The sequence below is a fragment of the Thermoanaerobaculia bacterium genome, from assembly GCA_035717485.1.
Lineage (GTDB): Bacteria > Acidobacteriota > Thermoanaerobaculia > UBA5066 > DATFVB01 > DATFVB01.
Genome location: DASTIQ010000336.1, coordinates 1 through 24,183 on the forward strand (window position 1 = coordinate 1; position 24,183 = coordinate 24,183).

Annotated in this window: 29 protein-coding genes and 2 tRNA genes; 10 read left to right on the forward strand and 21 right to left on the reverse strand. The window is 68.7% G+C overall.

The annotated features are described in order from the left end of the window. A partial coding sequence (locus VFS34_17640; protein HET9796270.1) for a HAMP domain-containing protein occupies window positions 1–604 on the reverse strand: 604 nt, incomplete at its 3' end. 155 nt (window positions 605–759) lie between these two features. Between VFS34_17640 and VFS34_17645 the strand changes: the two genes are divergently transcribed. Continuing rightward, window positions 760–1,125: a PRC-barrel domain-containing protein gene (locus VFS34_17645; protein HET9796271.1), complete on the forward strand. Its 366-nt coding sequence runs from the start codon at window positions 760–762 to the stop codon at window positions 1,123–1,125. Window positions 1,126–1,282: 157 nt separating this feature from the next. Here VFS34_17645 and VFS34_17650 read toward each other — a convergent pair whose 3' ends face one another. The 6 genes from VFS34_17650 to VFS34_17675 all read right to left on the reverse strand — a co-directional run bounded on the left by VFS34_17650 (window position 1,283) and on the right by VFS34_17675 (window position 5,845). Then, window positions 1,283–2,965, reverse strand: coding sequence for an EAL domain-containing protein (locus tag VFS34_17650; protein HET9796272.1), 1,683 nt, complete (start codon window positions 2,963–2,965; stop codon window positions 1,283–1,285). After that, window positions 2,949–3,476, reverse strand: a complete 528-nt coding sequence (locus VFS34_17655; protein ID HET9796273.1) for an adenine phosphoribosyltransferase — start codon at window positions 3,474–3,476, stop codon at window positions 2,949–2,951. Before VFS34_17655 ends, VFS34_17650 begins: the two co-directional genes overlap by 17 nt. Continuing rightward, window positions 3,473–3,739 carry an acylphosphatase gene (locus VFS34_17660; GenBank protein HET9796274.1) on the reverse strand — a complete coding sequence of 89 codons (267 nt, stop codon included), beginning with the start codon at window positions 3,737–3,739 and terminating at the stop codon, window positions 3,473–3,475. The genes VFS34_17655 and VFS34_17660 overlap by 4 nt, the downstream gene beginning before the upstream one ends. Before the next feature lie 40 nt (window positions 3,740–3,779). Further along, the gene (locus VFS34_17665) at window positions 3,780–4,457 is read right to left on the reverse strand and encodes a protein-L-isoaspartate(D-aspartate) O-methyltransferase (GenBank protein ID HET9796275.1); all 678 of its coding nucleotides are present in this window, start codon (window positions 4,455–4,457) and stop codon (window positions 3,780–3,782) included. A 222-nt stretch (window positions 4,458–4,679) separates the two neighbouring features. After that, on the reverse strand, window positions 4,680–5,441 hold the full coding sequence (surE, locus tag VFS34_17670; GenBank protein ID HET9796276.1) for a 5'/3'-nucleotidase SurE: 762 nt from the start codon (window positions 5,439–5,441) through the stop codon (window positions 4,680–4,682). Further along, window positions 5,438–5,845, reverse strand: coding sequence for a 6-carboxytetrahydropterin synthase (locus VFS34_17675; protein HET9796277.1), 408 nt, complete (start codon window positions 5,843–5,845; stop codon window positions 5,438–5,440). The genes surE and VFS34_17675 overlap by 4 nt, the downstream gene beginning before the upstream one ends. A gap of 176 nt (window positions 5,846–6,021) precedes the next feature. On the opposite strand from VFS34_17675, the gene VFS34_17680 reads away from it, so the two are divergent. Together VFS34_17680 and VFS34_17685 are read left to right on the forward strand one after the other, a co-directional pair. After that, window positions 6,022–6,486 (forward strand): hypothetical protein, encoded by a 465-nt coding sequence (locus tag VFS34_17680; protein HET9796278.1) that lies wholly within the window; start codon window positions 6,022–6,024, stop codon window positions 6,484–6,486. Between the two features lie 75 nt (window positions 6,487–6,561). Further along, window positions 6,562–6,792: a hypothetical protein gene (locus VFS34_17685; protein HET9796279.1), complete on the forward strand. Its 231-nt coding sequence runs from the start codon at window positions 6,562–6,564 to the stop codon at window positions 6,790–6,792. A gap of 33 nt (window positions 6,793–6,825) precedes the next feature. Here the strand turns inward: VFS34_17685 and VFS34_17690 are convergent, their stop codons facing one another. Further along, a complete protein-coding gene (locus VFS34_17690; protein ID HET9796280.1) occupies window positions 6,826–7,323 on the reverse strand; it encodes a response regulator in 498 nt (165 codons plus the stop codon). 197 nt (window positions 7,324–7,520) lie between these two features. Between VFS34_17690 and VFS34_17695 the strand changes: the two genes are divergently transcribed. Both VFS34_17695 and VFS34_17700 read left to right on the forward strand, forming a co-directional pair. Further along, entirely contained in the window at window positions 7,521–8,201 is a 681-nt protein-coding gene (locus VFS34_17695; GenBank protein ID HET9796281.1) for an alkylmercury lyase family protein, read from the forward strand. Between the two features lie 105 nt (window positions 8,202–8,306). Further along, window positions 8,307–8,384, forward strand: a tRNA-Pro gene (locus VFS34_17700). Between the two features lie 14 nt (window positions 8,385–8,398). Here the strand turns inward: VFS34_17700 and VFS34_17705 are convergent. From VFS34_17705 to rnr, 4 genes are all read right to left on the reverse strand, one after another. Next, a complete protein-coding gene (locus VFS34_17705; GenBank protein ID HET9796282.1) occupies window positions 8,399–9,922 on the reverse strand; it encodes a hypothetical protein in 1,524 nt (507 codons plus the stop codon). 88 nt (window positions 9,923–10,010) lie between these two features. Then, window positions 10,011–10,430, reverse strand: coding sequence for a MerR family transcriptional regulator (locus VFS34_17710; protein HET9796283.1), 420 nt, complete (start codon window positions 10,428–10,430; stop codon window positions 10,011–10,013). Between the two features lie 3 nt (window positions 10,431–10,433). Beyond that, window positions 10,434–11,903, reverse strand: coding sequence for a ribosome biogenesis GTPase Der (gene der, locus VFS34_17715; GenBank protein ID HET9796284.1), 1,470 nt, complete (start codon window positions 11,901–11,903; stop codon window positions 10,434–10,436). Continuing rightward, window positions 11,900–14,134 carry a ribonuclease R gene (rnr, locus tag VFS34_17720; protein ID HET9796285.1) on the reverse strand — a complete coding sequence of 745 codons (2,235 nt, stop codon included), beginning with the start codon at window positions 14,132–14,134 and terminating at the stop codon, window positions 11,900–11,902. The genes der and rnr overlap by 4 nt, the downstream gene beginning before the upstream one ends. A 73-nt stretch (window positions 14,135–14,207) precedes the next feature. Here rnr and VFS34_17725 point away from each other — a divergent pair. The 5 genes from VFS34_17725 (at window position 14,208) to VFS34_17745 (ending at window position 18,519) form a co-directional block, all read left to right on the forward strand. Further along, window positions 14,208–14,293 (forward strand) — tRNA-Leu (locus tag VFS34_17725). 94 nt (window positions 14,294–14,387) lie between these two features. Then, on the forward strand, window positions 14,388–16,124 hold the full coding sequence (gene kaiC, locus VFS34_17730; GenBank protein ID HET9796286.1) for a circadian clock protein KaiC: 1,737 nt from the start codon (window positions 14,388–14,390) through the stop codon (window positions 16,122–16,124). Further along, entirely contained in the window at window positions 16,121–16,468 is a 348-nt protein-coding gene (locus VFS34_17735) for a circadian clock KaiB family protein (GenBank protein HET9796287.1), read from the forward strand. Before kaiC ends, VFS34_17735 begins: the two co-directional genes overlap by 4 nt. A gap of 29 nt (window positions 16,469–16,497) precedes the next feature. Continuing rightward, entirely contained in the window at window positions 16,498–18,159 is a 1,662-nt protein-coding gene (locus VFS34_17740; GenBank protein ID HET9796288.1) for an ATP-binding protein, read from the forward strand. 135 nt (window positions 18,160–18,294) lie between these two features. Continuing rightward, window positions 18,295–18,519, forward strand: coding sequence for a hypothetical protein (locus VFS34_17745; protein HET9796289.1), 225 nt, complete (start codon window positions 18,295–18,297; stop codon window positions 18,517–18,519). Window positions 18,520–18,539: 20 nt separating this feature from the next. Here the strand turns inward: VFS34_17745 and VFS34_17750 are convergent, their stop codons facing one another. The 9 genes from VFS34_17750 to VFS34_17790 all read right to left on the reverse strand — a co-directional run. Beyond that, window positions 18,540–18,881 (reverse strand): response regulator, encoded by a 342-nt coding sequence (locus VFS34_17750; protein HET9796290.1) that lies wholly within the window; start codon window positions 18,879–18,881, stop codon window positions 18,540–18,542. Window positions 18,882–19,158: 277 nt separating this feature from the next. Further along, complete coding sequence (locus VFS34_17755) at window positions 19,159–19,416, reverse strand: hypothetical protein (GenBank protein HET9796291.1); 258 nt, start codon at window positions 19,414–19,416, stop codon at window positions 19,159–19,161. Then, window positions 19,413–20,063, reverse strand: coding sequence for a PilZ domain-containing protein (locus VFS34_17760; protein HET9796292.1), 651 nt, complete (start codon window positions 20,061–20,063; stop codon window positions 19,413–19,415). The genes VFS34_17755 and VFS34_17760 overlap by 4 nt, the downstream gene beginning before the upstream one ends. Beyond that, on the reverse strand, window positions 20,060–20,494 hold the full coding sequence (locus VFS34_17765) for a hypothetical protein (protein ID HET9796293.1): 435 nt from the start codon (window positions 20,492–20,494) through the stop codon (window positions 20,060–20,062). The genes VFS34_17760 and VFS34_17765 overlap by 4 nt, the downstream gene beginning before the upstream one ends. Window positions 20,495–20,516: 22 nt before the next feature. Further along, a complete protein-coding gene (locus VFS34_17770) occupies window positions 20,517–20,777 on the reverse strand; it encodes a phosphopantetheine-binding protein (GenBank protein HET9796294.1) in 261 nt (86 codons plus the stop codon). A 303-nt stretch (window positions 20,778–21,080) separates the two neighbouring features. Next, window positions 21,081–21,818 carry a 3-oxoacyl-ACP reductase family protein gene (locus VFS34_17775; protein HET9796295.1) on the reverse strand — a complete coding sequence of 246 codons (738 nt, stop codon included), beginning with the start codon at window positions 21,816–21,818 and terminating at the stop codon, window positions 21,081–21,083. 57 nt (window positions 21,819–21,875) lie between these two features. Next, window positions 21,876–22,790, reverse strand: coding sequence for an ACP S-malonyltransferase (locus VFS34_17780; GenBank protein ID HET9796296.1), 915 nt, complete (start codon window positions 22,788–22,790; stop codon window positions 21,876–21,878). Next, window positions 22,787–23,671 (reverse strand): polysaccharide deacetylase family protein, encoded by an 885-nt coding sequence (locus tag VFS34_17785; GenBank protein ID HET9796297.1) that lies wholly within the window; start codon window positions 23,669–23,671, stop codon window positions 22,787–22,789. Before VFS34_17785 ends, VFS34_17780 begins: the two co-directional genes overlap by 4 nt. After that, window positions 23,668–24,183 (reverse strand): glycosyltransferase family 2 protein (locus VFS34_17790; GenBank protein HET9796298.1); only part of this gene is annotated, 516 nt, incomplete at its 5' end. The genes VFS34_17790 and VFS34_17785, both read right to left, overlap by 4 nt.

Sequence of the window (24,183 nt, forward strand, 5' to 3'; positions counted from 1 at the left end):
CCTCGCGCGCCACGCGCGTCACCTCGGCCGCGAACGACGACAGCTGGTCCACCATCGTGTTCACCGTCCGCGCGGTGCGGAGGAATTCGCCTTCGAGCGGGCGCCCCTCCTTTTCGAGCGCCATGCTCTGGGAGAGGTCGCCCTTCGCGACGGCGCCGATCACGCGGGCCGTTTCCGTCGTCGGGTGGACGAGGTCGCCGATCAGGTTGTTGACGCATTCGAGAGAAGCGTTCCACGAGCCGCGGGCGTCGGGGAGGGCCGCTCGCTGGTGGAGGCGCCCCTCCTTTCCGACGACGCGCGCCACCCGCTCGAGCTCGCGCGCGAGCCGCTCGTTCATCTCGACCACTTCGTTGAAGACCTCGGCGATCTTCAGATCTTCGCCCCCGCCCGCCTCGGACAGCCGGACGGAGAAGTCGCCCCGGCGGAAACTCGTCAGGGCCGCGAGAAGGGTGCGGCCGTCGAGTTTGCCGGACCCCTCGCCGTTCCCGTTTCCCTTTCCCCGGGACTCTTCGGGAACCTCGGCCGCGAGCTTCCGCAAAGCCTGCTTGCCGATCGAACCGCCGTTCTGGCGGGTGGACGAACGCCCGTCGCTCCCCGTTCTCATAGGCTCACTCTTCCTCCGTTGGGATGGTCATGCCGATCGCGTATTTCGATTCGGCCGCATCATTGCAAAAATCGTACCTCCGGACCCGTTCGAAGTTCCCGGAACGGCCATTGCATACAGAGAGATACCGGAGGTCACACATGAAGAATTCGCAAGTGGCAGAGAAACCGAGAGTTCTTTCCGCCTCGACGCTTTCGGGCGACCCGGTCCGAAACAACCGGGGGGACGATCTCGGGAAGATTGAAGACCTGATGATCGATCTCGAGAACGGCCAGGTGGCGTATGCGGTCCTTTCCTTCGGCGGGGTCTTCGGAATCGGCGACAAGCTGTTCGCGGTTCCCTGGAAGGCCATGACCGTCGACACGGACCGCCACTGCTTCCTGCTCGACGTCCCGAAGGAACGCCTCAAGGACGCTCCGGGATTCGACAAGGACAACTGGCCCGACATCACCGACACCGCCTGGAGCACTCAGGTCAACTCGTTCTACGGCACCAAACCTTACCGGGAAAATCGCTTTTAGCACGAACGGTACGCCGTCGAACCGGAAAAGCGCCTTCGGGCGCTTTTCTCTTGGGTGGATTTCCGTCGCACGGCGGAGACGCGAATTCCGGACATCGGGAACCGCCGTCCGAAGGCCGGGGAGCCGCGTCCCTCCTCTTCCGCCGTCGGCCGATTCCCTAGACCGGCGGACCCAGGAAGTACCCCTGCCCGTACGGAATGCCGATCCTCCGGCACTCCGCCAGGTCCTCCTCGGACTCGATGCCTTCCGCCACGCAGAGCGCCTCGATCCGTCCCGCCACGTGGAGGAGCATCTCGACGATGTCGCGCTTGATCGTGTCCCGGGCGAGGCCGGTGACGAGCGTGTTCGCGATCTTCAGGAAGTTCGGCTTCAGTTCCGCGATCGACTGCAGCGACGCGAACCCCGAGCCCGCGTCGTCGATCGCCACCCGGAAGCCTTCCAGCCGCAGCCGCTCGATCGCATCACGGAACGTCGCGAGGTCGCGGATCGCGCTCCGCTCGGTGATCTCGAGCACGACCCGGTCGCGCTGGGCGCGGAGGGGGTCGAGGATCGTCGCGCCGCGGCGCGCGATCGCCGAGACCATCTCCGCCTCCACGTTGACGAAGAGGAGCGACGGCCCGTCCGCCGAGAAGTGGTCCGCCGTCGAGCGGAGACAGAGCTGCTCCAGGTCCCACACCGCGTCGTTGGCGATCGCGTACTCGAACAGGAGGTCGGGACTCTCGAATCCCGTCCCCGCCGGCCCGCGCGAGAGCGCTTCGTGCCCGAGGAGAGCGAGGTTCGCGAGCTCGAAGATCGGCTGGTAGACCGTCCGGATGTCCCTCCGCTCCACGATCTCCCGGAACACCCGGCGGAGGCGCCGCGTCCGGTCCTCCTCGCGCGAAGTGGCGACCCGGAACGCCTCCCGCAAAGCCCGGTAGACGACGCGTTCCATCCGCATCTGGGCGCTCGGGAGGATCATCGCGTGCCCGACCGACACGCCGATCGGCTTGTGGATCCGTTCGCGGAACCGGCCGTCGAGCGTCTGCCGGAGGGTCTCCTCGGTCTGGCGGGCCTTGCGCTCGAGGAGGCCGCCGTCGTCGTCGCCCGATTCGAGCGCGGTGAAAACGAGGAACTCCGCGCCGGCGGGACGGCTGATGGCGACGATGTCCTCCGACGAGAAGAGGGTTCCCACGAGGCGCTTCAGCGTCCGCGAGGTCTCGAGGATCAGCCCGTCGAAGACTTCCCACCCGTACGTGTCTTCGACGTGGCTGTACTTCTCCACGTCGATCGTGAGGACGCCCATGCGGCGGCGGTCGAGCAGCCGGTCGCGGAGCGCGTCGAGCACGACCGGCATGGACGGAAGCTGCGTGACGGCGTCGTACAGGAGGCTCTTCTTCCGGAAGTGCTCCTCCGCCGACGGGAGAACCGAGGCCGACGGGCGCTGCTCCGCCAGCCGCTCGACGGCCTCGAGGAGCTTGCGTTTCGTGAAGGGCTTCGTGACGTGGTCGTCCGCGCCCGCCTGCATCGACGTGATCATGTCCCGGATCTCGTTGCGGACCGACAGCATCACGATCGGAATTCCCTGCGTTTCGGGATGGTTCTTCAGCGTCGCGCAGACCTCCCACCCGGAGATTTCCGGCATCATGACGTCCAGGAGCGCGAGATCGGGACGTTCCCGGATCGCGGTCTCGATCGCGTCGCGGCCGCTCGCGACGGGCAGCACGGTGTAGTGGGCGCTCTGGAGCAGCGAGCCGACGAGCGTCCGGACGTCTTCGTCGTCGTCCGCGACGAGGATCCGCCGGAAGCCGTTCCTCGGCGGCGCCGCGGTGCCGGCGGCCGCCGCTTCAGACGGAGACGACACAGTGCACGTTCTCGCCGGCGAGCCGCTCGCGCCCGTCGAGCGCCGCGATCTCGAGGAAGAAGCTCATCCCGACGAGACGCGATCCGGCGCTTCGGACGAGGTCCGCGGCGGCCCGCGCGGTCCCTCCGGTCGCGAGCACGTCGTCGACGAGCAGGCAGGGCTCTTCGGGGGCGATCGCGTCGTGGTGGATCTCGAGCGCGTCGACGCCGTACTCGAGCGTGTAATCGACCCGGCGCCGGGGACGCGGGAGCTTTCCGGGCTTGCGGGCGGGAACGAAGCCGGCGCCGAGCGCGAGCGCGACGGCCGACCCGAAGATGAAGCCGCGCGCTTCGATCCCGATCACCTTCCGCACGCCTTCGTCGCGGAACGGCGCGCTCATCTCGGCGATCGCGGCGGAGAAGAGCTCTGGATCGGACCAGAGCGGGGTGATGTCCTTGAAGACGATCCCCGGCGACGGAAAATCGGGAACGTCGCAGATCCCGGCCGCGAAGGAGGAGACCGGTTCGCTCATCGGCGCACCTCGAAATCGGAAAAAGGCGTCTCGTCGATGTCGGAGCTCTCGACGCTCTCGATCCGGGAAATCGCCGATCCCCGGCGGAGGACCCCCTCGAACCGCTCGAGGACTTCCGCCTCGGCGGTCGCGATCGCCTCGACCCTCCCGTCTTCGCGGTTCCTCACCCAGCCGCGCACCCCGTGCGAGCGCGCGGTGCGCCGCACCCATTCCCGGAAGCCGATTCCCTGCACCCGCCCGCTCACGAGGTAGCTCCGGGTCATTCGTGCCCCGCCCCGACGGTATGGCTTTCCGGGAGGCGGGTCACTCGCTTCGTCCGAAGCGGCCGAGCAGCGGAACGAAGGTCACGTCGTCCTTCTCTTCCTGGCCGAAGTGATCGCGGCGCTTCTTGATGACGCGCAGACGCTGGACCTTCTCGTCGCCCACGGGAACGATCATCCGTCCGCCGACCGCGAGCTGGTCGAGGAGCGGCCGCGGGACCTCCGACGCGCCCGCGGCGACGAGGATGCGGTCGTACGGCGCGTTCGCCGCGAAACCGTAGGTGCCGTCGAGCGCCTTGACGGAAACGTTGTCGCAACCGAGAGAACGCAGGAGCGAGGACGCGCGGCGGGCGAGGTCGCTCACCCGCTCCAGGGTGAAGACCATGCGGGCGAGACGGCCGAGCACCGCCGCCTGATACCCCGAGCCGCAGCCGATCTCGAGCACCTTGTGGTGCGGCTCGATCGAGAGCAGCTGCGACATCCGTCCGACGACGTATGGCTGGGAGATCGTCTGGCCGAATCCGATCGGGAGAGAGTGGTCGCCGTAGGCCTTTTCCGCGACCGCGTCCGGAACGAAACGGTGCCGCGGGATCTCCCGCATGGCGGCCAGGACCCGGGGATCGTCGATGCCCCGCGCGGCGACGAGCTTCTCGACCATCCGGAGCCGCGCCTCTTCGAAGGGATCTGGCGCGGAATCCGCTCTAAATGTCGATGCTGGCACGGGTTCGGAGTATAGCAGGCCAACGGCGATCCATGCGTCGCGGGAGCTGGCCCGGGGAAACGAAGGCGTGCGGCGGCGGCGCGGCTGCGTCGAACGCGCGACTCGCCAGCGCGGCTGCCATCCCCGTCGCCGACGCTCCCGTTCGCGCTTCCACCCGCCAGATCGGCGAGCGCCGCGGGCGGGCGGCACTCGCCCGTCCGGCTCGATGCATCGCCCGCCTACTTACGAAGTCGGCACGAATCGCGCGATCACCGAATCGAGCGTTTCCAATGCCGCATAGTCCGTCAGATCGAGATGCAGCGGCGTGACGGAGATGAGCTTCTCCGCGATCGCCCAGAGATCGGTGCCCTCTTCGGGTTCGCCGGTCGGCGGGGAGGCGCCGATCCAGTAGTACTTCTTCCCCCGGGGGTCGAGCTTCTCGAGCACCCCTTCCTGGTAGATGCGGCGGCCCATCTTCACGGCCCGCACGCCCCGCACCTCGCCGGCCGGAACGTTGACGTTCAGGAGCGTCCCGGGCCGGAGCGGATTCCGGAGCACCTCGAGCACGAGATCCCGCGCGAACGCCGACGCCGCCTCGAACGTGAACCCGGGCGCGATCTCCTGCGAGATCGCGATCGCGGGAATCCCGAGGATCGCCCCTTCGAAGGCGGCCGAGACGGTGCCGGAGTAGGTCACGTCGTCGCCGAGGTTCAGGCCGAAGTTGATGCCGGAGAGGATCGCGTCCGGCCGCCGGTCGCGGAGCAGGTAGTGCACGCCCCAGTTCACGCAATCGGTCGGCGTCCCGTCGACGACGTACCGGTTCTTCGAAAGCTCGGTCGCGCGGAGCGGGTGATGGAGAGTGAGGGAATGCCCCGCCGCGCTCCGTTCCCGGTCGGGAGCGACGACGACGACGTCGCCCGCCGGCCCGACCCCTTCCGCGAGCGCGCGGATCCCGTCGGCCGCGACCCCGTCGTCGTTCGTCACGAGGAAGAGGGGCCGCTTCATCCCTCGTACACGACGGAGTTCTTCCCCGTCTCGTGCAGGGTGATCCGCTTGAGCTCGGTTCCGGGAAGAGCCCCGGAAAGGCGCGTCCAGATCGCCACGGCGATGTTCTCGGCGGTCGGATTGATCCCGCGCAGGAAGTCCACGTCGAAGTTGAGATGGCGGCGCTCGAGATTGCGGACGACGCGTTCGTCGACGATCCGCTTGAGCTCCTTGAAGTCCATGACGTAACCGGTCTCGGGGTCGATATCCCCCTCGACGGTGACTTCCAGTCCGTAGGTGTGCCCGTGTCCGTGGTCGTGATTGCACTTGTCGAAGACGCGGCGATTCCATTCCGGGTCCCGGCGCTCGTTGTGGAGGCGGTGGGCGGCCGCGAAATGGTGCGTCGAGGTCAATTGAACCTTCATCGACCGATCTTACTTCGGCGGGAAAAAGGCCCGGCGGCGGCTTCCCCCGTGGCATCCGGGCGCGCAATTTGCAAGTCCGTCGCCCGAACGTACAGGAAGCCTGAGGAGGCGATTTTGCGTCTCGGAGGTGGAAGCCGTAACGAGGAGGTCAGAACGTGAAAACTCATTCTCTCGCCATGACTTTGACCCCGCTGCCCGAAGACGCGGCGCCCGCCGATCGATCCCGGCCGGCCCGCCTGCGCCGCCGCTCCCGCCCCTCTTCCCGGAATGTGTCGTCGACGATCCGGCAGGCTCTCGAGATCGCCGGCGAGACGCTCTGGGTGCTGCTCCTTTTTCTCGTGATCGGGTTCGTGGTCGCCAAGGCTCCCCAGATCAATGCCGCGATCGACCAGATCAGCGGAGGCTCGTCGGCCCCCGTCTCGCCCTCGCCGGATCCTTCGCAGGAAGCCCAGATCCGGGATCTGCAGGCGCGGTTCGCCCGGTACGAAGGCAAGCTCGCTCCCCTCGAGAAAGGCTACGCACAGCTCAGGCAGCGGCACGCCGACCTGCTCAAGGCGTATGCCGCCCTCCAGAAGGCTCGCGTCCGGGAGGCGACCTCCGAAGCTTCCGTCGCCGAGGCGCACTCGGTCGCCGCTCCCTGATCGCGGCAGACCGACGCGAACCCCGATCCGCCCCGGTGGCCCGCTTGTTGCTCTTTCGTGTGGGCGGGAGGCGCGATGCGGAACACCTTCTCGTGGTCCTGCTCGTCCTGCGGCGAATACAACGTCACCGATCTGAAGGAGAGGAACGCCGCCCTGCTGCGATGCCTCTTCTGTTTCCAACCCGTCCAGCCGGTTCCGTCTCTCGACTCGCGCCCGAAAGTGCGGCTCTCGGACGAGTGGCTGGGCGACGAGCTCATCCGCCCCCTGTTCGGACCGGACGTCACGCCCGACCCCGGCGGACGCTGACCCCGCGCGCGAGCGCGCATCCGGGACTCCTCCTCAGAGCTCGAGGAAGTGGTGGACGAGCGAGACGACGCGATCCGGGTCGTAGGGTTTCCGGACGTGTTCCGCAACGTCGAGGACCTTGCCGGTCGTCGAAGCTCCCCAGGCGGACAGCATGAGCACGGGGATCCCGGCGAGCCGCGGATCGTTCTTTCGCTCCTCGAGAAACTCCTCGCCGGTCATCAGCGGCATCAGGTTGTCGAGAAGGATGACGGCCGGAAGGGGCGCGTCGCGAAGCATGTCGAGCGCCTGTCGCCCGTTCTGCGCCGATTTCACCGTGCAGCCGCTCGACCGGAGCAGCAGGCCGAGGCTTTCCCGGCAATCCCGGTCGTCCTCGACGATCAGGACGTAGCGGCCGGCGCCGTCGGGGGAAACGCGGTCCCCGAGGCGCTCGTCGGAGTCGTAGGGCGAACCTCCTCCGGAAGGGTCGGCGGCGCACCGCTCCACGATCGCGAAGGAAAACGAAATGGCGGGGGCGACTTCGGGCGCGTTCATCGGAGACCTCCGGCGGATGGCGCGCCGGCAGCCTCCCCACCGCTTTGAGCACCAACCAGATTCCAGTATCTCACGAATCGCGCTTTCTCGCCTTCTGACGAGCGCGACTTTCCCCGAGACCGGCGGCGAGGCGGGGTTTTCACGGCACGGCGGGCCCTCGGCGTTCTCGAAACGACGAGCCGCGTTACCATTCGCCCGTGCCCCTTTCCCCTCTCGAGCAGCGCGTCCGACACGGGATCTACGCCGCCTGGATCGCGTCGGGCGCTCCGCCGACCGCCGAGCAACAGGCGGCCGCTCTCGCGGTTTCGGCCGACGACGTTCGCGAGGCGCGCCGCGCCCTCGCCGCCGCCCACGCGCTCGTGATCGACGCGGACGCCGAGATCCGGATCGCGCATCCGCTCTCCGCTTCTCCGACCGGCTTCGAAGTGTCGGCCGCGGGAAGGACGTTCCACGGCAACTGCATCTGGGACTCGCTCGCGATCCCCGCGATGCTCGCCGGCGACGCGTCGATCGCGGCTTCCTGCGGCGACTGCCAGGAGCCGATGGAGGTCCGGATCGAAGACGGAGACCTCGTCGGGGCGGAGCTCGCGAGCGACGCTCGCGCGATGCACGTCGCGGTCCCGGCGGCGAGCTGGTGGGACGACGTCGTGTACACGTGCAAGACGATCCTCCTCTTCCGCGACGACGCGCACGTCTCGCGCTGGTGCGGCCGCTGGCGCGTCCCCCGCGGCGCCGCGATTCCGCTCCGTCAGGCGTGGCTGCTCGCGCGCGCCTGGTACGGCAACCGGATGGATCCGGACTGGCAGCCGCGCCCGCGCTCGGAGGCGCAGAAGATCCTCGAGAGCGTCGGATTGACGGGAAGCTTCTGGAGGTTTTGACACGTCGGTTTTGCGACGGCTCGACCGCGCGCTCGGAGCTCAGCCACGCTGGGTCGAGCATTGACAGGCCGAGAGGCGCGTGGTCAAATCCGCTCCTCTTTCCGTCGGGACGTGGCGCAGCCTGGCTAGCGTACCTGAATGGGGTTCAGGGGGTCCCGGGTTCAAATCCCGGCGTCCCGACCATGAGAACGAATAATCTACGCGGTCTCTGTCCGCGAACTGTCCACCTTCTGCGGGCGCATCGAAGAACCGTTGATCCGCTGCTCCTGACGGCCGAATCTTCGCGCCCGAAGACGCTCTCCGAGGACCGTCCAACCTTTCGCCAGCCCGATCGCCAGGAGCGTATCCGTGATGGCATCGAAGACGTACAGGTGACGTTCGATCTCCACGTGGGAGTTCATGAGGGCGCAAACCCCGAAATCGACCACCCCGAGGGCGACGAGAAGGATGACGCTCTTTCCGCCGAGGACGGACCCGGGATCGCCGCGCCGCACGGAATGCAGGGCCAGGCCGAATGCGCCCCCGAAGATCAGGGCGAGCAGATAAGGTCCCGCCGCGGCGGCTTTCGCCCGGGCATGCGACCACGCCGAAAATCGATGCGACCTCGCCCTCGGCCGCTTCGCCGCCGACTCCGGAAGGTCACCGAAGGCCGGCGGCCGGATCACCATCGCCGCGCGGGCCGTGCGCGCGAGGATCGAGGCCGTTCGGCCCGGATGCGTGACGTAGAACCGGACGAGCGTGGAGTAATCGAGGCGAACGAGGGATCTCTCCTCTCGCGCCGCATCGATCGCCAGCGACCTCGCCGAGTCGTCGGCGAGGGCGGGGTCGAGGCCGATTTCGCGGAGATCGCGCCGGGGATCCGGAGAGTACCGGAGCACCTCGTCGAACACCGCCTGCCGAAGGGATTGCCGGACCATCTGGACGGAGATCGCCCGGGAATACACGAATCCGACGCTGAGGAGCGCCGCCGCGATCAGAACGCCCAGGGCCCGCGCCCTGCCGCCGGACGGAAGTCCGAACCAGAGCGCGCCGGCGGCGAGAACGGCGGCCTGAGGCGCCTCCTGCGGCTTCGACGTCATGAAAAAGACCGAAGACGCGAGATAGCCGGCGGCGAGCAGCGGGGTGAATCGCTTTCGCGCGAACGCCGCGGCCAGAACCGCGGCGATCCCGAAGAGCGACACGTAGGACGCCTCCTGGCCGTAGAGCGTGTTCATCGGCCCGACGTAACCGACGTCCGAAAAGAAGAAGCCGGCGGCGAGAAGGGCGACGATGCCCGCGCTCCCAAGCGAGCGCGCCAGGGCGATCCCGATGACCGCGAGGAAGAGGACGAAGAGAGTCGCATGCGCTCCCCCGATCCATCGGATGTCGAAATACCTCCCGCCGCCGAATGCGCGAGCGGGGACCATCATCAGCCGCACCAGCAGCGTCTCGGACGTGCGGTAGCCGTTCGGCCACCAGGCGCCCCTCCCGAACGCCAGTCGGGTCGTCGCGTAGTGAAAATGCTTCCCTCGCTCGCTCGTTCCCGCCGGGTATTCGAGACCGACGATCCCCATGATCTTCTCGAAATCGCCGTTGTTCGAAAGACCGGTGATCGGCGGGACCATCAACTGGAAGAACAGAGCTGCCGCGGTCGAGAGAACCACGGCGAGCGCGATCGCCCGACGCCGGAGAAAGGCCGAGAGAGAATCGGGAGTCGACTCCGTGTCCGATGTTCGGATCACCGTGGCGACAGAATATCGTGGACGCCCCTCCTCTCCGGAAAGGAGATGATTTCGTCCATTCGCGCGCTTCGCGCCGGAGGGCGCCGACTTATTTGAGGAGCTTCAGGATCTCCCGCAGCTCTTTCGCGATCTTCTTCGGATCGACGGAAGGGGCGGGAGGAGCGGCCGGAACGGGCGCCGGGCGCGGAACGGCGGTCGGCGTCGCCGCGGAAGCCGGAGCCGCCGCCTTCGCTTTCGCGCCGCCGTCGAAGGCGCCGGCCGAAATCTCGGCATCGATCTTCTTCTTCGCCCCGGCGATCGTGAAGCCCTCGTCGTAGAGGAGCTGCCGGATGCGGGAGATGATCGCGACTTCCCGGGCGGTGAAGAGGCGGTTCGGCCCCTTGTCCTTGTCGACCGAGAGGACCGGAAACTCGGTCAGCCAGTACTTGAGGACGTAGGGCGCGACGTCGGCCGTCTTGCAGACCTCGGCCGTTTTCCAGGCGTCTTTCCGGGGAGCGGGATCGGGCATGCGCTATTTTACCCCGCGTTTGCCGGGTTTCCGCGCGGCGCCGGTCCCGCGGCGCGCCGAACCGTCCCCCCGGCCCCGTTCGTCGCCGCGGCCCCGCTCGGGAGACGCTCCCCGGCGATGCGCCCCTTCCGCGCCGTGACGCCGCGCCGACTCGCCGCTCTGGCGTCTCGCCGACACCTTGAACTCGATCGGCGTCCCTTCGAAATCGGCGGCGCGGCGAAAGGCGTTCTCCAGCCGCCGGGCGTCGGAAAAATAGAGGTTCTCGGCGCGCGACGCCACCAGAGAGAAAGAGGGCGGCGACGTGCCGGTCTGCGAGGCGTAGAGGATCTTGAGCGGCCGGCCCGACTCCCCTTTCGACGTGCGGTTCTTCGTCTCCCGCGAGATCAGGTCGTTGACCTCCGACGTCGGCATCCGACGCTCGCGGTTCTCCGCGATGCGGGCGATCTCCTTCGGAAGCTTTCCGACGCCGCGGCCGGTCTTGGCGGAGATCAGGAGAATCGGAGCGAAACGGGCGAACGGAAACTTGTCGTGGACGTCGCGCCGGAATTCCTCCGCGATCTTCCCCGTTCCGGCGAGGTCCCACTTGTTGGCGACGAGGAGGATGCCCTTCCCTTTTTCGACCGCGTACGACGCGACGGTCGAGTCCTGCGACGTCGGCCCTTCGGCCGCGTCGAACACGACGAGCGCCACGTCGCACCGGTCGAGCCGCTTCCTCGCCGCGACGACCGAAAGAACCTCCGGGCCCTGCTCGGTCTTCCCTTTCCGCCGGATTCCCGCCGTGTCGACGACCCGGAAGGCGCGGCCTTCCACCTCGATCCGGGCGTCGAGCGCGTCGCGGGTCGTTCCCGCCACCTCCGACACGATCGCGCGCTCGAACCCGACGAGCGCGTTCAGGAGCGACGACTTCCCGACGTTCGGCCGTCCGATGATCGCGACCGCGATCTCGGGCGAGGGCTCGGGCTCGTCCGCCGCGCCGGCGCCGAGGCGGGCGGCGACCGAGTCCAGGAGCTCGTCGATTCCGAGGTTGTGTTCGGCCGAGACCCCGATCACGTCGCCGAAGCCGAGCGCGAACGCTTCCTGCTCCCCCTCCCGTCCCTCGCGGCGGTCGATCTTGTTCGCGAGGACGATGCAGGGCTTTCCGGCCTGGCGCACGACGCGCGCCGCCTCCCGGTCGCCGGGGAGAACCCCCGCCGTGGCGTCGACGACCAGGAACACGAGGTCGGCGCGACCGATCTCCTCGAGGGCGCGCCGACGGACCTCGGCCGGAATCGTCTCGCGATCGGAAGGGTCGAATCCCCCGGTGTCGACGACCGTGAATCGGCGGCCGTCGGAGAGCGTCGCCTCTTCCTCGATGACGTCGCGCGTCATCCCCGGCAGGTCGTGGACGAGGGACCGCCGCCTCCCGACGAGGCGGTTGAAGAGCGCGGATTTCCCGACGTTCGGCCGCCCGACGACGGCGACGCGGAAGCTCAACCCTTCTCCGGCGGACGCCGCGGGGGGTTCCCGCCGCGCCCGCGCGGGGGCTCGGCGTCGACGGCGCGGCCGCGAGGCGCCTCCGTGTCGGGCCGGAAATCGACGCGCCGCTGCACCTCGTCGATCGCGACGAGCTTGACGCGGATCGCGTCTCCCAGCCGGAAGATCTTTCCGCTCGAGCGCGCCCGGAGGCGGTGGCCCTTCTCCTCGTAGACGTAGAAGTCGTCCGTGAGCGTCGAGACGGAAACCAGCCCTTCGACGAGGTACTCCGAGAGCGTGACGAAGAGGCCGAAAGCCGCCACGCCCGAAACGTAGGCGTCGAACACCCTTCCGATCTTGTCGCGCAGGAAGACGATCTTCTTCCAGAGGAGCGACTCACGCTCCGCCGTCTCCGCGCGCCGCTCCCGTCCGGACGACTCTCGCCCGAGCTCTTCGTACGCGTTGTTCCTCGCCTCGAAGTCGTCGCCCGGAAACGGGCGGCGCTCGGCCAGGAGCCGCGAGAGGGCGCGGTGGACGATCAGGTCGGGATAGCGGCGGATCGGAGAGGTGAAGTGGCAGTAGTACGGAGCGGCGAGCGCGTAATGGCCGCGGCACTCCGCGGAGTAGACCGCCTTCCGCTGCGAGCGCAGGAGCAGATCGGTCAGGAACCGCTCCTCCGGCTTCCCTTCGATCTGCTTGAGGACCTTCTGGAACGCGGCGGGGGGCACTTCCTCGAGGTTCCCCTTCAGCTCGTAGCCGAATGTCTCGAGCGTCTCGCGGAGGTCGACGAGCCGGTCGGGATCGGGGCGGTCGTGGACGCGGTAGATCGCCGGCTCCTTCGCGAAGAACAGATGCTTCGCCACCGCCTCGTTCGCCGCGAGCATGAACTCCTCGATGATCGTGTGCGCGACGTTCCGCGACTCGGGCCGGATTCCGATCACGTACCCCTCGTCGTCGAGGGTCACCGCGGCCGACGGCAGGTCGAAGTCGATCGAGCCGCGCGCCTCGCGACGCTTGCGCAGGAGCGTCGCGAGCTCCCGCATGGTCCGGAAGCTCCGGACGAGGCCTCCGTAATGGCGCTCGTCCTCGGGTGTCGCGTGATCGAGGAGGCGGGCGACCTCCGTGTAGGTCATGCGCGCGGCGCTGCAGATCACGCCTTTGGTGAACACCATCTGCTTCACGCGTCCGGCCTTGTCGAAATCGATCCCGACCGACAGCGTGAATCGGTCCACCCGCGGGTTCAGGGAACACAGGCCGTTCGACAGCCGCTCCGGGAGCATCGGGACGACCCGGCCCGGAAAGTACACCGACGTGCCCCGCCATCGCGCTTCCGCGTCGAGACGCGTCCCCTCCTGGACGTAGTGGGACACGTCCGCGATGTGAACCCCCAGCCGGTAGCCGTCGGCGGTCTTGTCGACCTCGACGGCGTCGTCGAAGTCGCGCGCCGTCTCGCCGTCGATCGTCACGATCGTGTGGTGGCGGAAGTCGTGGCGGCCGGCCAGGTCCCCGGGGTCGATCGCCTCCGGGAACGCGTTCGCCTCCGCCTCCACCTCGCTGGGGAAGCGGCTCGGCAGGTCGTGCGACCGGATGACGATCTCGATGTCGACGCCGGGCTCCCCGAGGAATCCGAGGCGCTCGACGATCTCGCCCCGCGCGATGCGCCGGTCGTCCGGGTAGGACGTGAACTTCGCGACGACGATCTCCGAATCCACCGCGTCCCCGACGGCGTCCCTGGGAATGCGGACTTCCGTCGCCATCCGCGGGTTGTACGGACGTACCACGGAGCGCCCCTCCCCCGCGTCGTACTGCCCCACGATCCGGTCGCGCGCGCGCTCGAGGATCTTCAGGACGGTGCCGGAGACGCGGTCCTCCAGGCGGCGCGGCCCGCGGCGCTTCGCGGGCTTGCGCTCCTCTTCCCGCGCGAGAACGAGGTCGCCGTCGAGCGCCCCGCCCAGCCCCCGCCGCGGGATGTAGAGGTCCTCGCCGTGGAGCTCGGGCGAGAGCACGAAGCCGTAGCCTTCGGCCCGGATCGATATTTTCCCCGCGACGAAGCCCGTGTGCTCGATCGCCGAATACTTCTCGCCGCGGACCCGGGCGACCTTTCCCTGCCGTTCGAGGGAGTCGAGCCGGGCGCGGAAGGACTCTTCCTCCTCCTCGGGGACCGAGAGGGCGCCGGCGAGCTGCGCGAACGTCAGCACGCGGCTCCCCTTGAGCCTCAGTTTCTCCAGCACTTGCGATTCCGTCGGCAGCATCCGGCGAAGTCTACATTGGGGCCGCGGACGAGCTTTGCCGCGCCGTCGCGGCCCTGCTAGAATCGCCCTCCCTGCGAAAGTGGCGGAACTGGCAGACGCGCAGGTCTCAGAAGCCTGTGGTGAACAACCGTGGGGGTTCAAGTCCCCCCTTTCGCACCAGACCTTCCCGTTCTCGGCCGATGCGCGGCTCCGCCCCCCTTTCGGCGGTTGCTTTCGACTTCCCGCTGGACGATGATGGGGGTTCTCGGATTTCATGAGCCGATCCGCTCCGCCCCTTTCGTTGCCCAAGACTCCGACCGGCATCCCCGGCCTGGACGCGATCACCGGCGGAGGCCTGCCGCGCGGCCGGCCCACGCTCGTCTGCGGCTCGGCCGGGTGCGGGAAGACGCTCTTCGCGATGGAGTTCCTCGTGCGGGGCGCCATGGAGTTCGGCGAGCCGGGCGTCTTCCTCGCATTCGAGGAAACGCCGGACGAGCTCGCCCAGAATGTCCGCTCGCTCGGCTTCGACGTGAAGTCGCTCGAGCGGCGGAAGAAGCTCCTGATCGACTGCGTGACGATCGAGCGAAGCGAAATCGAGGAGACCGGCGAGTACGACCTGGAAGGGTTGTTCCTCCGGCTCGGCAACGCGATCGACACCGTCAAGGCGAAGCGGGTCGTTCTCGATACGCTCGAGGCGCTCTTTTCTTCCTTCACGAACGAGGCCGTCGTCCGGGCGGAGCTCCGGCGGCTGTTCCGGTGGCTCAAGGAGCGCGGCGTCACGGCGGTCATCACGGCCGAGCGAGGCGCCGGGAGCCTGACCCGGCACGGCCTCGAGGAGTACGTCTCCGACTGCGTGATCCTCCTCGACCATCGCGTGACGGGCGAGGTCGCCACGCGCCGGCTCCGGATCGTCAAGTACCGGGGCACGAGCCACGGAACGAACGAGTATCCGTTCCTGATCGACGAGCGCGGCTTCGAGGTGCTCCCGATCACGTCCGCGTCCCTGGACCACCCGGTCTCCAACGAGCGGATCTCGACGGGCGTCCCGGAGCTCGACGAGATGCTCGGCGGGGGCGGCTTCTACCGGGGATCGACGACGCTCATCTCCGGGACCGCGGGAAGCGGCAAGTCGACGCTCGCGGCGCGGATCGCGGACGCCTCGGCCGCGCGCGGGGAACGCTGTCTCTACTTCTCCTTCGAGGAATCGCCCGCGCAGATCGTCCGCAACATGCGGTCGGTGGGGATGCGCCTCGACCGGCGGGTCCGCGAGGGCACGCTGCGGTTCGACGCGGTGCGCCCGACGCTCCTCGGTCTCGAAGGCCACCTCACGCGAATGCACCGCGGCTTCCGTGATTTCCAGCCGCGCCTCGTGGTCCTCGACCCGATCAGCAACCTCTCGTCCGCCGGGAACGCCGACGGCGCCACCGCGATGCTCGTGCGGCTGATCGATTTCTTCAAGTCCCGGGGCGCCACTCTCGTCATGACGAACCTGACCGAGGGAGGAAAAGCGCTCGAGAAGACGGACGTCGGGGTGTCGTCGATCGTCGACACCTGGATCCTGCTGCGCGACATCGAGTCGAGCGGCGAGCGCAACCGGGGCCTCTACGTCCTGAAGTCGAGAGGGATGGCGCATTCGAACCAGATCCGGGAGTTCCATCTCACGAGCCGCGGGATCCGGCTGACCGACGCCTACCTCGGTCCCGAGGGAATGCTGACCGGCTCGGCACGCGTCGCGCAGGAGCTGCGCGAAAAGGCCGCGGCGCGAGCCCGGGCGGACGAGCTCGCCCGGCGGCGGCGCGAGCTCGCCCGCCGCCGCGAAGAGCTCGAAGCGGAGATCGAAGAGAAGAGGAAGGCGTTCGAGCGGGAGCTCCGGGAATCCGGCGTCCGGCTCGACGAAGAAGAGGCGCGCGATCGCCGGTTCTCGACGGACCGCGACGACATGGCGCGGAGCCGCGGCACGGCCGCGTCGGCGGCCGGACGCCGGAGTGCCCGCGCGGGGAGGTCGCGATGAAACGCAAGGCTTCGCCCACTTCCTCCGGGACGCATGAACGAAGACCGAACGCCGAATCCTGGAACCTGCGCCTCTACGTCGCCGGCCAGACGCCCCGCTCGCTCACCGCGCTCTCGAATCTGCGAAAACTCTGCGCCGAGCACCTGCCGCCGGAATGCACGATCGAAGTGATCGATCTGGTGGAGAAGCCACAGCTCGCCCGGCGGGACCAGATCCTCGCGATTCCGACGCTCGTTCGCAATCTGCCGGCGCCGATGCGGAAGATCATCGGAGACCTCTCGAACACCGAGCGGGTTCTCGTCGGCCTCGACTGGCAACCCCGGAACGGGGAGGCGCGCCCGTGAAAGAAGAGCCGGGACGGGGAGGCACCTCCGTGAAAGAAGAAGTGTCGGCGCGCGAACGCGAGCTGGTCGAGCAGATCGAAGAGCTTCGCCGGCGGCTCGAGGAGCCGGAGTCGACCCTCCGGGCGATCCGCGACGGCGAGGTGGACGCGTTCTTCATGAGCGGACGCGCCGGCGACCGGGTCTACACGCTCTTTCCCGCCGATCCTCCTTATCGCCGGATCGTCGACGAAATGAAGGAAGGCGCCGCGACGCTGTCGCCCCAGGGAACGATCCTGTACGCGAACCGGCGCCTCGGAGAGCTGCTCGAGATCGCGCCGGAGCGGCTGCGGGGGACGTCGATCCGCGAGTGGATGCAGCCCGGATCGCTCGCGGCGTTCGACGCGCTGCTGGCCCGCCACGAGGGGGGGCGGTGCGAGATCGACTTCCGCGCCTCCGGGGGAACGGTCTTTACCGCATCCCTCGCCGCGAGCGTCTTCCGAAACGACGACGTCACGGCGTTTTCGGTCATCGTGACCGACCTGACCGAGCAGAAGGCGAGCATGGAACTCGCCGCGGCGGCGAAGGTGTGGAAGGAAGCGGACCGGCGCAAGGACGAGTTCCTCGCGACTCTCGGCCACGAGCTCCGAACTCCCCTCGCCGCGTTGAACCGCGCGGCCGAGATCATCGATCGCTCCTCCCCTTCCGACGTGGAGAGGCTCCGTTGGGCGGGCGACGTGGTTCGCCGCCAGGTCGGGAACATGGCCCGTCTCGTCGACGACCTCCTCGACATTTCCCGCATCGCGACCGGCAAGATGGCCATCCGGAAGGAAACCGTCGATCTCGCGATGCTCGTTCCCGCGATCGTCTCTCCGCTCGCGCCGGGCTTCGCGGAGAAGGGGCGATCCCTTTCCCTGTCGACGCCGGACGACCCCGTGCTCGTCGATGCCGACGCCATGCGCTTCGCCCAGATCGTTTCGAACCTCCTCCAGAACGCGATCAAGTTCACCCGGCCGGACGGCCATGTCTGGGTCACGCTTTCAAAGAGCGGCGGCCGCGCGGTCCTGAACGTTCGCGACGACGGCCAGGGAATTCCTCCCCATATGCTCGGGCGGGTGTTCGACCTCTTCGAGCAGGGAGAACGGATCGCTCCGCCTTCCGAGTCGGGACTGGGAATCGGTCTGACGCTCGTCCGCCACCTGGTGGAGCTCCACGGGGGGACGGTGTCCGTCGAAAGCGGCGGACCGGGCCAGGGCGCATCGTTCACCGTCTCCCTTCCCCTGAGCCTCAGCTCCCGGCCGGTCGCCGAGCCCGCTCCGCCCGTCCCGGAACCGTCGGCGTCTCCGCGCCGCATCCTCATCGTCGAGGACAACACCGATCTCGCCGAAGGCCTGGCGATGCTCCTCCGTCTCGACGGACATTCGGTCGAGACGGCGGCCGACGGGCTCGCGGCGATCGCGCGGTGCTCCGAGCTCCGCCCCGACGTCGTCCTTCTCGATCTCGGTCTTCCGGACATGGACGGGTTCGAGACGGCGCGCCGTCTCCGCCCGATGCTCGCGCCCTCAGCGCTCCTCGTCGCCTTGACCGGCTACGGCAAGGAAGACGAGCGGGTCCGGTCGGAGAAGGCGGACTTCGACCGCCACGTCGTCAAACCCGTCGGGTTCGACGAGCTTCGCCGGATCCTCGCCGAAGTCGATCTCCGCGAGCTCCACTGACGCGGAGCGGCTCGCTTCGTCGCGGCGCCGGGTTCGTGGACGTCCGGGGGGTTCCTGTCGGCGCGGCTGGCATGCTCTCTGCAATTTCGTGAATTTCGATCGAGGCCGCGCCAATCGCGGCCCGAGAGAACAGAAATGAAGACGACGGCGATTCCGATGGCGAAGAGTCCCCGCAGGAGGCCTGCCCGAGAAGATCGAGACGAGTTCACCGGGTTCTTCGAGTACACCTGCCCCAACGCCGGATGCGTCCTGTCGCGCTTCGATCGTTTCTCGATGGCCGCCGCGGCCGACGCGCGCTGCCCCGTCTGCGGCGAGCGGGCGGAGCCGGCGCGGGAGGAGAATCCGGGGTCGGCGAACTAGTTCCGGGCGAGAACGGAAGTCTACGCGACCCGCGCGATCGTGCCGATGAGATCCTCGGGGGCGACGGGCTTGCCGAGAAACGCCGCGGCTCCGAACCGCATCGCGCTCCTCTCGACCATCTTCAGCGCCGAAACCACGACGACCGGGATCTTCCCGAGCTCCGGGTCCGCCTGCTGGACTCGGCGGAACTGCCAGCCGTCCATCTCGGGCATCAGCATGTCCAGGAGGATCACGGCCGGAGGCTCTTCCGTCCGGAGGTACGCCATGCCGGCGGCTCCGCTCCCGACGGCGACCACCCGATGGCCCTCGCCGCGCAGGAGGTCGGCGAAAACCTCGCGTGAATCGGGATCGTCCTCGATCACGAGGACCGTTTTGCGCGGACCTCGACTTCTACCCGGCGCACTCCCCGTGACTGACGATTCCATTTGAGCGAACGTCTAGCAAGTTCTGTACCAGAGAACCGTTCCGAAGGCGAATTTCTCCCAGAAAATCAATGATTTGGCGCGGCGTGGACGGCGGCTAGATCCCGGCCGCCATCCGCCCGTCAACGGGAACGCCGTTCGAACGCCGCTCAAACCGGTCGCCCGCGGCCCCCGCTTGCGGCTCGCCACCGGGAAGGGCGGGTCCGGCGATCCTCGATTATTCGAGGTCGGAAGTCGGAATCGCGAACGCCTTCTCTTTCCGTCCGCGGTCGACGCAGAGAAAGCACGCCTTGAAGATCGTGTCGTAGCCCATGCCGAGCTCGCTCTTCGTGACGAAGACGTCGCGGGACGGCTTGTCCGGATCATCCGCGTCGGACAGACGGAGCGTGACGCCGCGCGGCGTCGCGCTCCGGGCCTCGAGCCGGATCCGGTGGGGGGGCTCGAACGTGCAGGTGTAGACGGTCTCCTCGATCATGATCCCTCGCAGAAGCGCAGCAGCCGTTCGCGGTCGGCGTCCGCCATTTTCGAAAACGAAAGCCCGTAGTTGCGCCGCAGACGCTCGGAGTCGAACGTCGCGCGGCGGACGGTCGCGGAGGCCGAGATCGGCTCCGGGTCGTCGGCGAGGAAGAACTCGAGGTCGACCTCGTCGCCCACCGAGAACGCCTGCTGGACCTCGATCAGGACTCCCGTGCGCGAGACGTTGAGCGCCGTTCCGAGATGCGGCGAGTCGCCGCCGCCCGCGGAGCGCACCCGGGCGAGGGTCGAGGCATCGCGGCGCCGCGGGACCGAGATCTGGCGGCGGAACGTCTCGAGCATCACGTCGGCGGGAGTCGACGGAAACAGGACGTCGTTGATCCCGGCGAGGAACGACTCCGGGAACTCTTCGCCTTCCGGATCGAGGAGCAGCACGATCGCGACCCGGCGGCGGCCGATCATCTCCCGGAACCGGTCGTACAGCGGCAGCCCGTCCTCCCGGAACGGGGAGAGGACGAAGAGGTCGAACGCGCCGGCGCGCTCCGGCTCGAAGTCGAGAGCGGACAAGGCCTCCGGGTCGAATCCTCCGGCCTGCAGATCCGGCAGGAGCCTCGCGGCGCCCGGCCCGACGAGCGCGACGCGTTTCACGCCCGGCCCTCGCCGCGGCGGACGAGGATCTGCCCGCTCGCGACGGGCCCCGGCTCCCCGCGGATCTCGCCGGAGAACTTCACCACCGGCCCGTAGCGCGCGACGAGGGAGACGTCGACCGAGATCCGCTCCCCCGGCTCGGGAACGCGCTCGACCGCGAAGGCGTCGATCCCCGCGAGGAATCCGGTCCGCCCGATCTCCGGATCGCCGCCTTCCAGGAGCAGCGCCGACTGGGCGATCGCCTCCGCGAGCAGGAACGGCATCGCCCACCGCTCCCCCGAGCAGGCCCGCTGCCCCGCGGAGATGGTCATCGACACCCGCCCGCGCGAGAAGGTCTCGTCGCGCGCCTCGAGAACCGTATCGACGAAACGGAAGGGATACCGGTGCGGCAGCTCCGCGATCATCGATCCGCAGGCCGGGTCGCGCCGCACGGACTCATTCTTCAGCTCCCGGCTACGCGGCCGATTTCTCTTTGATGAAATCGGCCAGGGAATCGACCGAAGAAAACGCTTTCACGCCGACTTCCTCGTCGGCGACCTTGACTCCGAATTCCTGCTCGATCCCGAGGACGAGCTCGAGAGCGTCGATCGAATCGAGGCCCAGGCCCTCTCCGAAGAGAGGCGCCCCGTCCTCGATCGACGTCGGCTCGATGTCGAGCTTCAACCGGCGCACGATCAGATCCTTCACCCGGGTCTTCAGCTCCGTGTCGTTCATGGTTTCCTTTCCCGCGCGAAATTATACGCGATCACACCGTCGGGCGGTCGCGCTGGAACGCGCCTGCTTCGGCGAGACCTTCCGCGATGTGTCCTCCGCGGCTCGCCCTCCCGGCTCGACCGCTGCACGGCCCGGCGCGGTAAAAATCGCACTCAATTCGGAATCACCTGAAAGCGCGGCGAGGCGCGAGCCCGGCGGGATGCGGGTTTCCGGCCGGCCGTGAAGGCGTACCGAAAGCCGTACGTCGAGCGGCCGGCCGGGAAGACGCGCCCGCCCGGCTCGATGCATCGCCGCGCCCGCCCGCTACATGAGGAGGCCGCCGTCGACCTGCCATATCTGCCCCGACACGTACGACGCTTCGGGCGAGGCGAGGAACGCGACCACGGAGGCGACTTCCTCCGGCGAGCCGAAGCGCTTCGGCGGGATCAGCTTCAGGTAGTCGCCGAGGATCTCGGCCGAGAGATCGCGGATCATCTCCGTCTCGATGATCCCCGGAGCGACCGCGTTGACGGTGATGTTGCGGCCCCCGACCTCGCGCGCGAGAGACTTCGTGAACGCCATGACGCCGCCCTTGGCGGCGGAATAGTTGGTTTGCCCCATCTGGCCGGAGATCCCGCTGTCGGACACGATGTTGACGATCCGTCCCCAGTTCTTGTGCATCATCCGGCGCACGAACGCCTTGCACATCCGGTAGGTGCCCTTGAGCGAGGTCTCGACGACGCGGTCCCAGTCTTCCTCGCGCATGAACGCGAACAGGACGTCCTTGATGATCCCCGCGTTGTTGACGAGGATGTCGCATCCGCCCCAGTCGCGCTCGACGCGCGCGGCGAGCTCGGCCACCTCCTCGCCGCTCGTGACGTCTCCCGGGAGCGAGAACGCCTCGCCGTTCTGCGCCGCGATTTCGGCGACGACGCGGTCGGCGTTCTCGAAATCGTCCTTGCAGGTGATGACGACGCGCGAGCCGTCCCGGGCGAGGCGCCGCGCGATCGCGGCGCCGATTCCGCGGGAGCCCCCGGTCACGACGGCCGTCTTCGTCGCCACGGGGCCGAATCTAACAGAGGAGCGGCGACGGACGCCCGAGGGACCGGCGCGGAGGGGTCACGCGGCGGCCGTGACGGATTCGATCGCCGCGAGCGTTCCCGCCGGGCGGCACCGCCCCTCCCGGACGATCCAGCGGAGCATCCGGGACAGCGTTTCGCCGGGCCCGACCTCGAGGAAATCGCGGTGGCCGTCGGCGAACATCGTCTCGACCGTCTCCTTCCATCGGGACGGCAGCGCGATCTGGCGGGCGAGGAGATCCGCGACGGCGGCCGCGGAGTCGATCCGCTCCGCGCGGTGCCCGGCATAGAGCGGAAACCGGGGGGCGGCGATCGACGCGCATCCTTCGACGATCGGCCGGACGGCGCGGGCGACGGGCTCCATCAGCGCGCTGTGGATCGGCCAGGTCATCGGAAGCCGGATCACCTTCAGCGCGCGCGGGGCGAGCTCCGCGAGCGCCCCCTCGATTCCCGCCTCCGACCCGGTCAGGACGAGCTGCGTCGCCGCGTTGACGTTCCCGATCCACACCGGCGCGCCCCTCCCGCGAAGCCCCGCGCACACCTCTTCCACCGCGGCGGCGGGAATGCCGATGACCGCGCCCATTCCGCCGCGGATATCGAGCCGTTCGACCGTGTCGAAGACCGCGAGGAGCACCGTCAGCGCGTCGTCGTCGGAGACCGCCCCGGCCGCGACGAGCGCGGCGTAGTTCCCGAGGGAGTATCCGGCGATCGCCGCGGGAACCCGGCCCCGCCGGAACAGCTCCCGCGCGGCGAGCACGGACACGAGGAAGACGCCGGGCTGCGCGACGCGGTTGTCTCCGACGCGAGCGGGATCGGCGAGCGCGCCCCCGAGGTCGAAGCCGCAGCGATCGGAGGTGCGCGCGAGGAGCTCCCGGGCCTCGGCCGAGGCCGCGAAAAAGTCCGCGCCCATTCCGGCGTGCTCCGAGAGCTGCCCCGAAAAGAGCCAGGCGGTCACGCGAGGTCTCCGAGCCGCCGGAACGGCCCCCGCGCGAGCAGCCGGTCGAACCGGTTCGGGAGTCGGCGGCGGTGGGCCGCCCGCGTCAGCCGCAGGAGCGGGGACGCGCCCGGGAGCGGCGGCGGATCGAGGTCGAATTCCCAGGGATGGAACGTGAAGACCGCGGGAGATCCGCCCCGCCGAAACTCGTCGGCGCGCGCCAGGATCCTCCGCCAGGAGAGCTGTCGGAACGCCCAGCCGCCTCCGAAGTGAACCGTGTGGCCCCATCCCTTCCCCGTCAGCGGAGGAAACTCGAGGATCCGGCCCGCGGGCGTCCTCAGGGCGAACGCCCGGGGGGGGTTGTCGGCTCTTCCGAGGAGCGGAATCGACGTCAGCGACGCGTCGTAGCGGTAGCCGCTCTCGGCGAGCGCTTCGAGGACCGGGTCGTCGGGGCGGCGGACGGACCATTCGGGCGCCCGGAATCCCTCGACCCGAGCGCCGCCGAGGTCTTCGAGGAGCGACTTCCCTTCCGCGAGGTCGCGGAGGAGCTCGCCGCGCGCCATCTCGTCGCAGCGGCGATGCGCCATTCCGTGGAACGCGATCTCGTGCCCTTCGGCGGCGGCGCGCCGGACGAGCGCGGGATACCGTCGCGCGATCCAGCCGAGCACGAAGAACGTGGCGCGCGCGCCCGCGGCCGAGAGGCGCTCGAGGACGCGGTCGGCCGATCGCTCGATCGTCGGCTCGAAGCGGTCCCAGTTTCGGGGATCGGAATAGTGCTCGTCGCCGCAGATGCAGAACCACTCCTCGAAGTCGACGGTCAGGACGTTCGGCGCGGGGTCGAACCGGATCGGCTCGATCGTCGGAGAGCCGCTTCCCGCCGCGGAAACCGGCGCCGCGCTCACGCGTCGAGCTCGAACACCTGGATGAAGACCGCGCCCCACGAGATCTTCCAGGTGTCCCGGAACGGACGGTAGTGGGACGGCCCGCCGTAGATCGCGCGGATCGGAACCGTCGCGAACCGCGGCACGAGCGGCGCCGCCTTCAACAGCATCTCGGTCTCGACGAGGTACCCGTCGGCCCGGAGCCGCAGCCTCCGGAGGAGAGCGGAAGCCACCGCCCGGAAACCCGACTGGCCGTCCTCGACGCGGAGCCCGGTCATGCGCGACAGAATCATGTCGCCGATCCGGTTCGTCTCGTAGCGGTACCCGGGGATCGACTCGCGATCCCCCATCCGCGAGCCGATCACGAACGGCTCGCGGCGGGCGGCGTCGACGAACTTCGGGATCTCGGCGGGGTCGTGCTGGCCGTCGCCGTCGAGAAAGACGACGTGCGAGACGCGGGGGTTGGCGAGGAGGCTCTCGAGGCCCGAGCGGATCGCCGCGCCCTTCCCGCCGTTCTCCGTCCGGACGATCAC